Origin of the sequence: Burkholderia vietnamiensis LMG 10929 (assembly GCF_000959445.1) — a bacterium.
Taxonomy (GTDB): Bacteria; Pseudomonadota; Gammaproteobacteria; order Burkholderiales; family Burkholderiaceae; genus Burkholderia; species Burkholderia vietnamiensis.
The window spans coordinates 1903393-1916850 of the sequence record NZ_CP009630.1; the positions used below are offsets into that span (position 1 = coordinate 1903393).

The 13458-nt window shown below is 69.5% G+C and carries 10 protein-coding genes; 3 read left to right on the top strand and 7 right to left on the bottom strand.

The window, feature by feature from the left end; genetic code table 11:
* Positions 1 to 576: 576 nt before the first annotated feature.
* The 3 genes from AK36_RS08390 to AK36_RS08400 all read right to left on the bottom strand — a co-directional run bounded on the left by AK36_RS08390 (position 577) and on the right by AK36_RS08400 (position 6490).
* On the bottom strand, positions 577 to 4221 hold the full coding sequence (locus tag AK36_RS08390) for a hydantoinase B/oxoprolinase family protein (protein WP_045578260.1): 3645 nt from the start codon (positions 4219 to 4221) through the stop codon (positions 577 to 579).
* Between the two features lie 117 nt (positions 4222 to 4338).
* A complete protein-coding gene (locus AK36_RS08395) occupies positions 4339 to 5646 on the bottom strand; it encodes an MFS transporter (protein ID WP_045578261.1) in 1308 nt (435 codons plus the stop codon).
* A 70-nt stretch (positions 5647 to 5716) separates the two neighbouring features.
* Complete coding sequence (locus tag AK36_RS08400; RefSeq protein ID WP_014724461.1) at positions 5717 to 6490, bottom strand: putative hydro-lyase; 774 nt, start codon at positions 6488 to 6490, stop codon at positions 5717 to 5719.
* 205 nt (positions 6491 to 6695) lie between these two features.
* Here AK36_RS08400 and AK36_RS08405 point away from each other — a divergent pair, with 205 nt between their 5' ends.
* Positions 6696 to 7628, top strand: a complete 933-nt coding sequence (locus AK36_RS08405) for a LysR family transcriptional regulator (protein ID WP_011881366.1) — start codon at positions 6696 to 6698, stop codon at positions 7626 to 7628.
* A gap of 164 nt (positions 7629 to 7792) precedes the next feature.
* On the opposite strand, the gene AK36_RS08410 is transcribed toward AK36_RS08405, so the two are convergent.
* Complete coding sequence (locus tag AK36_RS08410) at positions 7793 to 8746, bottom strand: LysR family transcriptional regulator (RefSeq protein ID WP_014724458.1); 954 nt, start codon at positions 8744 to 8746, stop codon at positions 7793 to 7795.
* Between the two features lie 126 nt (positions 8747 to 8872).
* Here AK36_RS08410 and AK36_RS08415 point away from each other — a divergent pair, with 126 nt between their 5' ends.
* Entirely contained in the window at positions 8873 to 9892 is a 1020-nt protein-coding gene (locus tag AK36_RS08415; RefSeq protein ID WP_045578262.1) for a zinc-dependent alcohol dehydrogenase family protein, read from the top strand.
* 150 nt (positions 9893 to 10042) lie between these two features.
* Here the strand turns inward: AK36_RS08415 and AK36_RS08420 are convergent, their stop codons facing one another.
* Positions 10043 to 11191, bottom strand: coding sequence for a porin (locus tag AK36_RS08420; RefSeq protein ID WP_014724456.1), 1149 nt, complete (start codon positions 11189 to 11191; stop codon positions 10043 to 10045).
* A gap of 208 nt (positions 11192 to 11399) precedes the next feature.
* Between AK36_RS08420 and AK36_RS08425 the strand changes: the two genes are divergently transcribed.
* Entirely contained in the window at positions 11400 to 12014 is a 615-nt protein-coding gene (locus tag AK36_RS08425) for a LysE family transporter (protein WP_045578263.1), read from the top strand.
* A 43-nt stretch (positions 12015 to 12057) separates the two neighbouring features.
* On the opposite strand, the gene AK36_RS08430 is transcribed toward AK36_RS08425, so the two are convergent.
* Entirely contained in the window at positions 12058 to 12849 is a 792-nt protein-coding gene (locus AK36_RS08430; RefSeq protein WP_045578472.1) for an alpha/beta fold hydrolase, read from the bottom strand.
* Positions 12850 to 12930: 81 nt separating this feature from the next.
* Positions 12931 to 13290: a DUF4148 domain-containing protein gene (locus AK36_RS08435; RefSeq protein ID WP_045578473.1), complete on the bottom strand. Its 360-nt coding sequence runs from the start codon at positions 13288 to 13290 to the stop codon at positions 12931 to 12933.
* Positions 13291 to 13458: the final 168 nt, after the last annotated feature.

Genomic DNA, 13458 nt, shown 5'->3' on the forward strand with positions numbered 1-13458 from the left:
AGTCGTGACGACAGGGACAGCGGCCCTCGTTCCGTACGTGTTTTCAACCAATGCGACCCGGCATTCGCGCTCGACGCGCGCAGGATTATTCAAACGAATGATGTAACCCATCTTATCAAATGACGATGCGGATTGACACTCACATTTGACGGCGAGTGTCAAGGAATCACGCAATGATTGACAACGATTTTCCATGAATGCGCGCCGCATCGCGCCCGCGACTTGCGCGGGCGTCGAAGCACGTGGTGGGGGCCGTCGGGAAGCCGCGTCCGGCGGGCTTTGCGGCGCAGCGGACGAGCGCGGCAATCGAGCGGCGGTCACATGCCCAGCCGGGGTCGGAACGCAATGCGGATTAGCGCTTGAAGGCGGATTTTTATTGCCGTACGCATGAGAATGCACGCGTATTGGCGCATATTAATTCCGGTGCCGTTGCGGCGTTCCATCGGACGAATCGCATCCATATCGGCACGCGGGCGGCCACGCGACGCGCGGTGGAACCGGTACTAATACAGCGAGGCGCCCCGCCCGCGCGGAAAATCGCACGCCGCGCATACGGCCGCGCGGCGCGCGTCATGCCTATTCGCCGTCGACGAAGCCGTAACCGCCGCCGCCCGGCGTTTCGACGACGAACACGTCGCCGGCCGCCATCTGCGCGCGGCCGATATGCGCGAGCGTCTCGACGGTGCCGTCGGCGCGCTCGATCGTGTTGCGCCCGAGCGCGCCCGCTTGGCCGCCCGCCGCGCCGAACGGCGCATGGATCCGGTTGTTCGACAGGATCGATGCGGTCATCGGCTCGAGGAAGCGGATCCGCCGCACCGCACCGTCGCCGCCGCGCCAGCGCCCGCGCCCGCCGGAATCGGCGCGCAGCCGGTGCGACTCGAGCCGCACCGGGTAGCGCCATTCGAGCACCTCCGGATCGGTCAGCCGCGAGTTCGTCATGTGGGTCTGCACCGCGCCCACGCCGGCGAAGCCGTCGCCGGCACCGCTGCCGCCCGCGATGGTCTCGTAGTACTGGTAGCGCGCGTCGCCGAACGTGAAATTGTTCATCGTCCCCTGGCTCGACGCGACGCAGCCGAGCGCGCCGTACAGCGCATTGGTGATCGCCGACGACGTCTCGACGTTGCCCGACACGACGGCCGCCGGATACTCGGGATTGAGCATCGAGCGCGCCGGCACGATCACGTCGAGCGGCTTCAGGCAGCCGGCGTTCAGCGGAATGTCGTCGCCGACCAGCGTGCGGAACACGTACAGCACCGCGGCCATGCAGACGGCCTTCGGCGCGTTGAAGTTGTTGTCGAGCTGCGCGGACGTGCCGCCGAAGTCGATCCGCGCACTGCGCGCCGCGCGGTCGACGCGGATCGCGACGCGAATCTCCGCGCCGTTGTCGAGCGGATAGCGATAGGCGCCGTCCTGCAGCGCGCCGATCACGCGTCGCACCGCTTCTTCCGCGTTGTCCTGCACGTGCGCCATGAACGCGACCACCACGTCGCGGCCGAACTGCGCGACCATCCGCCGCAGCTCGTCGACGCCCTTCTGGTTCGCCGCGATCTGCGCGCGCAGGTCGGCCATGTTCTGCTCGACGTTGCGCGCCGGATAGCGGCCCGACGCGAGCAGCGCGCGCGTCTCGGCGTCGCGCAGTACGCCCGCCGACACGAGCTGCCAGTTGTCGATCAGCACGCCTTCTTCGTCGATGTGGGTCGAATCGGGCGGCATCGAGCCGGGCGTGGTGCCGCCGATGTCCGCGTGGTGGCCGCGCGAGCCGACGTAGAACAGCGGCGTGTCGGCATCGTCCGCGAACACCGGCGTGATCACCGTGACGTCGGGCAGGTGCGTGCCGCCGTGATACGGATCGTTCAGCATGAACACGTCGCCGTCGCGCATGCGGCCGCGGTTGCGCTCGATCACCGTGCGGATGCTCTCGCCCATCGAGCCCAGATGCACGGGCATGTGCGGCGCGTTCGCGATCAGGTTGCCGGCACCGTCGAAGATCGCGCACGAGAAGTCGAGCCGCTCCTTGATGTTCACCGAATACGCGGTGTTCTGCAGCCGCAGCCCCATCTGCTCGGCGATCGACATGAACAGGTTGTTGAAGATCTCGAGCCGCACCGGATCGGCCTCGGTGCCGAGCGAGCGGCGCACCGGCAGCGACGTCGTGCGGGTCAGCACGAGGTTGCCCTGCGCGGTCATCTGCGCGCGCCAGCCCGGCTCCACGACCGTCGTGCCGTTGCGCTCGGCGACGATCGCCGGGCCGTCGATCGTGTCGCCGGCCAGCAGCGCGTCGCGCACGTAGAGCGCCGCATCGTGCCAGCGGCCGCCCGAATAAAACCGCACGGTGTCGTGCACGGGCACGCTCGCCGCCGCGTCGCGCGGCGCGAGCGGCGCGACGTCGACCGGCGCATCGGAGCGGCCGATCGCCTCGACCGACGCCAGCTCGGCCACCAGCGGCGTGCCGGGCATCAGGAACGCATAGCGCTGCCGGTACGCGGCCTCGAACGCCTGCTGCATCGCGGCGACGCTGCCGGCCGGCACGTCGAGCGCCGAATCGGTGCCCTGGTAGCGCAGGTGCACGCGCCGCTCGGTGGCGATGCGCTCGGGCGCCACGCCCTGCTCGAGCAGCGCGCCGATCGCGTCGTCGGCGAGGCGGTCGAGCGCCGCGTTCAGCGCCGGCAGCGACGCGTCGGACAACACGGCTTCGATCGCGGCCTCGCGCATCGCGGTCTGGTCGGCGAGCCCCATCCCGTAGGCGGACAGCACGCCCGCGAGCGGGTGCGCGAACACCTGCGTCATCCCGAGCGCGTCGGCCACGCCGCACGCGTGCTGGCCGCCCGCGCCGCCGAAGGTCGTCAGCACGTAGCGCGACACGTCGTGGCCGCGCTGCACGGAAATCTTCTTGATCGCGTTCGCCATGCTGCCGATCGCGATCTCCAGGAAGCCTTCGGCGAGCGCCTCGGGCGTCTCGCGCCGGCCAGTCGCCGCGTGGATTTCGTCGGCGAGCGCGGCGAACTTCGCGACGACGCCGTCGCGATCGAGCGGCTGGTCCGCGTTCGGGCCGAACACGCGCGGGAAGTGCTCGGGCTGGATCTTGCCGAGCATCACGTTGCAGTCGGTCACCGTCAGCGGGCCGCCGCGCCGGTATGCGGCCGGCCCGGGGTTCGCGCCGGCCGATTCCGGCCCGACGCGCAGCCGCGCGCCGTCGAAGCCGAGCACCGAGCCGCCGCCGGCCGCGACCGTGTGGATGCTCATCATCGGCGCGCGCATCCGCACGCCGGCCACCTGCGTGTCGAACACGCGCTCGAACTCGCCGTGGTAGTGCGATACGTCGGTCGACGTGCCGCCCATGTCGAAGCCGATCACGCGCTCGAAGCCGGCCGCGCGCGCGGCGCGCGCCATCCCGACGATGCCGCCGGCCGGCCCCGACAGGATCGCGTCCTTGCCCTGGAACGCGTCGGCGCGCGTGAGGCCGCCGCTGCTCTGCATGAACTGCAGGTTCACGCCGGGCATCTCGTGCGCGACCTGCTCGACGTAGCGGCGCAGGATCGGCGACAGGTATGCGTCGACCACGGTCGTGTCGCCGCGCGGCACCATCTTCATCAGCGGCGACACCTCGTGCGACACCGACACCTGCGTGAAGCCGATCCGGCGCGCCAGCAGCGCGAGCGCGCGCTCGTGCGCGGTGTGCCGGTAGCCGTGGATCAGCACGATCGCCAGCGCGCGCACGCCGGTATCCAACACGCTGCGCAGCGCGGCTTCGGCGCCGTGCAGGTCGAGCGGCACGACGACGTCGCCGTGCGCGCCGATCCGCTCGTCGATCTCGACGACCGTCTCGTACAGCGCGTCGGGCAGCACGATGTCGAGATCGAACAGCCGCGGCCGGTTCTGATACGCGATGCGCAGCACGTCGCGAAAGCCGCGGGTCGTCGCGAGCGCGGTGCGCTCGCCGTTGCGCTCGAGCAGCGCGTTGGTCGCGACCGTGGTGCCCATCTTCACCATCTCGACGCGCTCGGGCGTGATCGGCTCGCCGTCGGCGAGGCCGAGCAGATGGCGGATGCCGGCCACCGCTGCGTCGCGATACTGCTCGGGGTTTTCCGACAGCAGCTTGTGCGTGACGAGCGTGCCGTCCGGGCGGCGCGCGACGATGTCGGTGAACGTGCCGCCGCGGTCGATCCAGAATTGCCAGCGCGCGGCGTCGGAGGAAACGGGGGAAGTGTGTCGGTCGGTCATGGCGTTGAAGTCGATGCGTCGTTGAAGCGGAGGACGAGCGCCGCCGCACGGCGCGCGTCGCGCGCCGCGGGTGGGCTTCGATGAACGTGGGAAGGTGAAGCGGCGGGCGCGGTGCGCTTACGCGGCGTCGAGTTCGCGGCCGCGCGTTTCGGGCAGCGTCAGCGCGGCGACGATCAACACGCCGTACGCGGCGACCGCGAAGATGCCGATGCTCGCGCCGAGCCCGTAGTGCTTCGACAGCGCGCCGATCAGGAACGGAAACAGCGCGCCGACTGCGCGGCCGACGTTGTAGCAGAAGCCCTGCCCCGAGCCGCGCACGCGGGTCGGGAACAGCTCGGTGAGGAACGCGCCCATCCCGGAGAAGATGCCCGACGCGAAGAAGCCGAGCGGAAAGCCGAGCCACAGCATCGACATGTTCGTCAGATGCAGCGCCGGCGACGTGTAGGCGAATGCGATCACCATCGAGCCGAGCGCGAACAGGATGAAGTTCGGCTTGCGGCCGAGACGGTCGGTCAGGTAGGCGCTCGTCAGATAGCCGATCCACGAGCCGACGATGATCGTCGCGAGATAGCCGCCCGTGCCCATCACGGTCAGGTGCCGCTCGGTCTTCAGGAACGTCGGCAGCCACGTCGTGATCGCGTAATAGCCGCCCTGTGCGCCGGTGGTCAGCAGCGCCGCGCGCAGCGTGGTCGACAGCAGCTTCGGCGCGAAGATTTCGGTGAGACGCGGCGCGTCGGTCGCGCGCTGCGCGGCCTTCTCCTTTTCGTAGACGTCCGGCTCCTTCACGTAGCGACGGATCACGACCACCAGCAGCGCGGGCGCGAGGCCGACGAGGAACAGCGCGCGCCATGCCTGCTCGGCCGGCAGCACCGAGAACAGCAGCGCATACAGCAGCGCCGCCAGGCCCCAGCCGATCGCCCAGCCCGACTGCACGAGCCCGACCGCCTTGCCGCGGTCGCGCGCGCGGATCACTTCGCCGATCAGCACCGCGCCGGCCGTCCATTCGCCGCCGAAGCCGAAGCCCATCAGCGCGCGCGCCGCGAGCAGCTGCGAGTAGTTCTGCGCGAGCCCGCACATTGCGGTGAACACCGCGAACCACAGCACGGTCAGCTGCAGCGTGCGCACGCGGCCGATCCGGTCCGACAGGATGCCCGCGAGCCAGCCGCCGAGCGCCGATGCGAGCAGCGTCATCGTGCCGATGAAGCCGGCGTCCGCGAGCGAAATGCCCCACGTCGCGACGAGCGTCGGGATCACGAACGACAGCATCTGCGTGTCCATCCCGTCGAGCATGTAGCCGACCTTGCAGCTCCAGAACGCGCGGCGCTCGCGCGGCTGCGCGTGCGCATACCATCCGAACAGGCCGTTGTCGTTGCGTGCGGGGCCCGTCGGATCGGCGGCGGGCGCCGCGAGCGTCTTGCTTTCCATGGTGAAGCTCCTGTCGAAGTGTGCGGTTCGGTCGATGCGCGTCGGGTAAGTCGCGCCGGCGGACGCCGGCTCAGAACACCGCGAGCGACGCGTTCGTCATGTCGGTGATCAGCATGTAGCCGGGCGTATGCGCGATCGCGAGCGGCAGCTTCGCTTCCATCAGCGCGGTTTGCGGCGTCACCCCGCACGCCCAGAACACCGGCAGTTCGTCGTCGCGCACCGTCACCGCGTCGCCGAAATCGGGCGCGCCGAGATCGGCGATGCCCAGCGCCTGCGGATGGCCGATATGGATCGGCGCGCCGTGCACGCCGGGAAAGCGGCTCGTGATCTGCACCGCGCGAATCGCGTCGGCGCCGCGCAGCGGGCGCATCGACACGACCAGCTGGCCGCCGAAGATGCCCGCCCGGCGGTTCGGAATCGACGTGCGGTACATCGGCACGTTGCGGCCTTCTTCGATATGGCGCAGCGCGATCCCTTCGCGTGCGAGCATGTCCTCGAACGAGAACGAGCAGCCGATCGCGAACACGACGAAATCGTCGCGCCACAGCGCTTCGAGCGAATCGACGCGCTCGGTCAGCCGGCCGTCGCGGTACACGTTGTAGCTCGGCACGTCGGTGCGCACGTCGAGATCCGCGCCGAGCACGTCGACCCGGAACGCGCCCGGCTCGCCGACACCCAGCAGCGGACACGCCTTCGGATTCGCATGACAGAAGCGCAGGAAATCGTGCGCATGCGCGTTCGGCAGGATGGCGAGGTTCGCCTGCGCGAACGGCCCGCACTGGCCGGCCGTCGGGCCGCGGAACGCGCCGCTGCGTACGGACCGGCGGAATTCGGAAGGGGTCATGTAGGTGCTCTGAGGATCGGTCGGTGGTCGGGATGACGCGCTTGCGTCAGCGGATACGGCGAAGAATAGGAAAGAAAAAATTGGCCGGCCAACGAGTTTTTTTGCTGCCGGTGTATAGAATTCCTTAACGCGTATCGGGGTCTTCCCCGATCCCGTTCAGTTTTCTTCACCGGCAAGCTGCGCGTCCCACGTCCACCGATCGCCCATGAACACGCGCTTTCTCGAAACCTTCGTCACGCTCGCGAAGCTGCGCAGCTTCCGCACCACGGCGGCTGCGCTGCATGCGACGCCGGCCGCGATCTCGCAGCGCGTGAAGGCGCTCGAGGACGAGTTGCAGACGGTGCTCGTCGACCGCGACAGCCGCGAATTCCGCCTCACCGCGCACGGCGAATACCTGCTCGGCTATGCGAAGGCCGTCGTCGCCGCGACGCAGGAGCTGCAGGCTGCCGCGGCCGGCGACAGCGCGTTGCGCGGCAAGCTGCGGCTCGGCGTGATCGAGACGGTCGTGCACAGCTGGCTGCCGCACTACCTGCGCCGGCTCGCCGCCGACTATCCGCAACTGGAGGTCGACCTGACCGTCGACGTCAGCGTCGTGCTGCAGCGCCGGCTGATGGCCGGCGAGCTCGATCTGATCATTCGGGTGGAAGGCAGCGACGAGCCGTCGGTGGTGTGCGACGCGCTCGCGAACTATCCGGTGCGCTGGATCGCCCGCGCGGGGCTGCTGCCGAACACGCGCACGGGCCTCGCGCGGCAGGTGCTGCGTCAGCCGATCCTCACCTACGGGCGCGGGACCGCGCCGCATCGCGCGCTCGAGGACATCGTGCGCACGCTCGCGCACGCGCACGGCGTGCCGCTGTCGGAGACGCGCATCACCGGCTCGCCGTCGATCTCGGTCATCGTGCAGCTGGTGCGCGACGGGTTCGGCGTCGCGGCGATTCCGGTGCTGTTCGTCGATGCGCTGATCGAGCGCGGCGAGGTGGTCGAGCTGCCGCTGCAGCCGTTGCCGCCGTCGATCGTGGTGTCGATGTCACGGCGCGCGGATGCGCCGAAGTTCGTGCACGGCGCGTCGATCGCCGCGCGCGCCGCGTGTCATGAGTATTGCGGGAACAGCAACCGGTTGCTGGTGGAGGCGCTGTGACGCGGTGACGTGTGGCTGCTGTTACGGATCGACGAGGTCGGGCATCGCCGGATACGAGCCCGTTGCCGCAACCGCCATGCGCGGCCATTCGCGTACGCCCACGCGCTTTCGCCGAGGTCCGAATACTCGCGCCCGCGCGTCGTGCTGGCGTACCTGCGACGTGGCTACCGCGTGCGGCTCGCGCGTCGCGGCGCGCGTTCTCCGTCGGCGTCGTCGGACGCGAGCATCTGCGGAATCTCGTCGACGAGCGCATCGACGACGACACGCACCTTCGACGGAACGTGGCGCGACGCCGGCCGCACCGCGAACACCTCGGCGCCCGACACGCTGTCGCTGTCCATCACGAGCGCGAGGCGCCCGTCGCGCACGTACGGCGCCATCAGCCAGCACGGCAGCCAGGCGAGGCCCGCGCCGGCGGCGGCCGCGTCGGCGATCGCCAGCAGGTCGTCCAGTCGCAGGCGGCCGGCCGGGCGATGCTCCCGCACCGTGCCGTCGGCGCCGATGACGCGCCACGGCGACGGCTGCCCGCCGCGCGAATACGCGATGCCGACGTGCGACGCGAGTTCGTCGAGCCCCGACGGCCTGCCGTGCCGCGACAGATACGCCGGCGATGCGCAGATGCCCATCCGCTGCACGCCGAGCTTCCGGCCGACGAGCGCGCTCGTATCGGCCAGCTCGCCGATGCGCACCGCCACGTCGAAACCGTCGTTGACGAGATCGGCGATGCGATCGCTGAACGACAGATCGACTTCGAGCTTCGGATACCGCTCGACCAGACGCCGCACCACGGGCGCCACGCACTGCCGGCCGAACAGCACGGGCACGCTGATGCGCACGCGTCCGGCCGGCTCACGGCGGCCCGCGTCGAGTGCCGCCTCCGTTTCGCCCAGCTCCGCCAACAGCCGGCGACACTGCTCGTAATAGATGAGCCCTTCGTCGGTGAGCCCGAGCTGGCGTGTCGTGCGTCGCAGCAGGCGCGCGCCGAGACGCTGTTCGAGCCGCGCGACGATCTTCGCGACGGCCGAGCGCGTCTTGCCGGCGCGCAGCGCCGCCGCCGCGAAACTGCCCGATTCCACCACGTCGACAAATTCCGCGACGCCTCTCAGTCGTTCGTCCATGCGGCTCCGCTCCGATGCGATGACGGGTTGTGTCCTTGCAGGCGACAATCGTCGGCCGAATTCTCGCCAATGCGTCCCCGTGCGCGACACTATGATAGTCCCGACTATCTCGAAAAAGGAGTCGACATGCACGCATGGCAAGTCAAACCGGGCGACGGCATTGCCGGGCTACGCCGCATCGACGCGACCGCGCGCGCCGTCGGGCCGACCGACGTCGTCGTGAAGATCCACTCGGCCTCATTGAACTATCGCGACCTGATGTTCGCGCGCGGCGACTATCTCGGCATCGGCACCGACGCGCTGATCCCCGTCGCCGACGGCGCCGGCGAAGTCGTCGAAACGGGCCGCGACGTCACCCGCTTCAAGCCGGGCGACCGCGTGATCAACAGCTACTTTCCGCGCTGGATCGACGGGCCGCCGACGCCGCACAAGGTATCGGGTTCGCCGGGCGCGCAATTCGACGGCGTGCTCGCGGAACGGTTCGTGTCCGACGAAGCCGCGCTCGTCGCGATTCCGCCACATCTGGACTACGACGAAGCGGCGACGCTGTCGTGTGCGGGCATCACCACGTGGAACGCACTGTTCGTCGACGGCGCGCTGCGGCCGGGCGCGACCGTCGTGCTGCTCGGCACCGGCGGGGTGTCGATCGTCGCGCTGCAGCTCGCGCACGCGGCCGGGCTGCGCACGATCGTCACGTCGTCGAGCGACGCGAAGCTCGAACGCGCCCGCACACTCGGTGCGGACGCAACCATCAACTACCGGGCGATACCCGACTGGCAGCACGAAGTCCTGCGGCTCACCGGCGGCGACGGTGCGGATCTGGTCGTCGAAGTCGGCGGCCGCGATACGCTGCCGCGCTCGGTCGCCGCGACGAAGATCGGCGGCACCGTGTCGGTGATCGGCGGCCTCAGCAGCTTCGGCGGTCCGGAGCTCGGGCTGCTGTCGCTGATCGGCGGCTTGCGGCGGCTGCACGGCTTGATGGTCGGCAGCCGCGCGATGCTCGACGACGTCGTGCGCGTGGTCGACGCGCAACGGATCAAGCCGGTGGTCGATCGCGTGTTCGGCTTCGACGAAGCGCCGCACGCGTACGCGTACCTGCAGTCCGGGCAGCACTTCGGCAAGGTGGTGATTCGCGTCGCGTCGTAAGGCGTGACGGTGCGGGCAGCCGTGGCAACCGTCGTCCGTCCGATCGTCGCGGTCGGCGCGATCGCGGCCGCGCCGGCCCTGCCCACGCCCAAAGCAAAACGCGGCGCCCTCGGGCGCCGCGTTTCGTTTCATGCGTCGTGCACGCCGTCGTCAGAACATCTGACGCAGGCCGATCGCGGCGCCGACGTTGTTGGTCCGGCCGATCTGGTCGACCTTGCCCGTCAGCCGGTTCGTCGCGCCCGGGTAATCGGCCGCGAACGCGCCGTTGCCGCGCGCGAAGTCGACCGTACCGTACACCTCGGTGTGCTTCGACAGCGAGTACTCGGCCAGCACGGTCGCCGAGTAGTTGATGCCGGAGCCGAGCGTGCCGTCGAGCCGCTCCGCGTTGCGCGCGTGGCCGTAGTAGCCGGCGACCGTGATCAGCAGCGGCGCGGTGGCCTGCCAGTTCGCACCGACGTAGAACGTGTCGTCGATCCGGTTCGGGCTGCTTCCGTTGAGCGTCGGTGCGCCCGACTGCTGCATGTTGAAGTCGGTCGTGCCGGTCTTGTCCTGGCCATGCAGCCAGCCCGCGAGCAGGCGCACGGTCGGCGTGATCTGGTACGCGCCGCTCAGGTGCAGGAAGCTCACCTTTGCGCCGTTGACCGCGCTGCCGTTCAGCGACGACACCGAGGTCTGCTGATAGCCGGCGTTGACCGACGCAGGCCCTTGCGCATAGGTCAGTTCGACGCCGTAGGTGCTGTCGAGGCCCATCGCGCCGGCATGATTGCCGAAGCCGTAGATCGCATCGACGCTGAAGCCGCGGTACGCGAACTTGTACTTGACCGAGTTCTGCACGGTCAGGAAGTTGCCGATCCCGTTGTAGGCCCAGCTGTCCTGCCAGTAATCGCCGACGGTCATCGGGTCGAAGATGTCGCCCATCGTGTCGTACACCGGAGCGTACTGGTTACCGAACGTCAGCGCGCCGTAGCGGTCGCTCGACAGCCCGACGTACGCCTGCCGGCTGAACAGCGTGTTCGCGACGTGCAGCTTGCCGTCGCCGAGTTCGAAGCCGTTCTCGAGACGGAAGATCGCGGCCAGGCCGCCGCCGAGATCCTCACTGCCGCGCAAGCCCCAGCGGCTGTGCGTTTCCGGGCCGACCGTCATGCCGATCAGGTCCTTGCCGTCGGGTGCGGCATTCGTCTGATAACGGATGGCCGTATCGACGAGGCCGTACAACGTGACCGAACTCTGCGCGAACGCGGAAGGTGCTGCAATAGCGAAAATCGCGCCGATACCGGCGGGAACGACGATACGTCTCATGAAAGGCCTCCCTGAGCAAATTAATTTTGTAAGCACTCCGACAGCATTTGCGCGCGTGGCCGGAACTGCGACCCGGAGAATAATCGGTCATATACGCGACACCTATTGCTGTTTCTGGATTGGACCTTTCCAACTTCGTCAACAATCGCGCAGATCGTCGGGCGGCATTCTGTAAGATGAAAGCCCGCTCCGATTCGCCGCCCATCCCATGTCGACCGCCGCCACCGCCCTGCTGCCGCTCGCCGGCGTCCTGCTGCTGAGTGTCGCCAGCCCGGGACCGAACTTCGTCATCGTCACGTCGACCGCGCTCGCCCGGCGCCGCGCCGGCGTGATGACCGCGCTGGGCCTCGCCGCCGCGTCCGGCAGCTGGGCCGCGATCGCGATCGGCGGCCTGAGCCTGCTCGTGACCCACGTTGCATGGGTGCACACGGCGCTGCGGCTCGCGGGCGCCCTCTATCTGATCTGGCTCGGTCTGAAAATGGTGCTGGCCGCCGGCCAGCCGGCAGCGCCTGCCGCGCCCGCAACGGCGGGCGGCTGGCAGGCCGCGAGAAAAGGCTATGTGGTCAGCATGACGAACCCGAAGGCCGTCGCGTTCTACGGCAGCATCTTCGCGTTGATGGTACTGGCCCAGGCGCCGGCATGGTTCGACGGCGCGGTCGTCGCGCTGTCGATCGCGATCTCCGGCACCTGGTACGGCGCGATGGCGCTGCTCGCGTCGCACCCGGCGGTGCGCCGCCTGCTGGTCGCGCGCAAGGCCGCGCTCGATACGACGGCCGGGCTGCTGCTGATGGGGGTCGGCGGGAAGATGCTGGCCGGGCGCTGAGCGGCCGCACGATCGCGCGGCGGCACGCTCGGCGCCGCGTCATTCATCGTGCATCGTACTGCGCGCGCTCGGCGGCCGCGATGATCGCATCGGCCACCGCCTTCGGCTGGCTCAGCATCGCGACGTGGCTCGCGCGCACGTGCGTGACCGTCGCGCCGATCCGCTTCGCCATCGCGTCCTGCAGCTTCGGATCGATCATCCGGTCCTGCGTCGCGACGACGAACGACGACGGCTTCGCATGCCACGCGGCGCGCGTCACCTTCTCCGAAATGCAGCCTCCGTACCACGGCCCCTGCGTCGCCGCGACCACGCGCTGCTGCGCGGGCGACAGGTCCGGCGCGAAGTCCTGCGCGATCGCGCGGTCCGACAGCGTCGTGAAGCCGGCCGCGTCCTTGCGCAGCTCGCCGGCCCACGCGGGCGCGGGCAGCCCCTGCGTGACGTCGGCGATCGACTGGCCGTCGTCCGGCGCGAACGCGGCGACGTAGACGAGCGACTTCACCTTGGCGTCGTTGCCCGCCTCGCTGATCACGACGCCGGCCCACGAATGGCCGACCAGCACGACCGGCCCCGTCTGCGCGTCGATGGCGCGCCGGGTCGCGGCCGTGTCGTCGGCGAGCGAACTCAGCGGATTCTGCACCGCGACCACATGCAGGCCGCGCGCTTCGAGCAGCGGAATCACGCGGCTCCAGCTCGAGCCGTCGGCGAACGCGCCGTGCACCAGCACGACGTTGGTCCCTTTCAAGTCCTGCTTCGGTGCGGCGTGCGCCGCGACCGCGCCGGACAGTCCTGCCAGCACCGCCGCGGACAGCAGCAGCCGTTTCGTCATACCCAACATCGTCATGCTCCTTTGCTTCGTGTCGTCGACTGGATGAAGTGCGGTGATGCCGCGCCGGCGTGACGCAGGCGCGGCCGCGCATCACGAATGCGCGTACAGATCGTCGGTGTCCGGGCGCGGGTTGCGAGCAGCGCGTGCCGCGTGCGTGTCGGCTGCTTCGTAGCGGGCGGCCGGCGCGAGCGCGGCGGTCTGGTCGTCCTGCGACTTCGACGGGCCGTTCTGGTCGGAGCGTGCGACCTGCTGCGCGGCGAGCGCGCGCTGCGCGGCTTCGATGTCGTCCGGGTAATGCGCTTCGCTGCCTGCCGGGTTGTATCCGGCGTGCTCGAGGCGGATCAGCTCGGCGCGCACGTCGGCGCGCGTGAGGCCGTGGCCGGTAGCGGCGAACGACAACGCGGGGATGGCGGCGAGGACGGCGACGGCGAGGATTCGGGCGGCTTTCATGGTGTTCTCCTTGAACAAGGTGGGTCGGTCGATCATGGGGGCGGCGATCCTGCGCGTGCCACCGAACGCTTGCTGCATGTCGACAGTAGAACCCGCTCACGTATCCGGCATGTTTCCGAACCCCCCGTGCCGTGCAAGCAGACGTTTCCACGACGGCGCCCGATACAG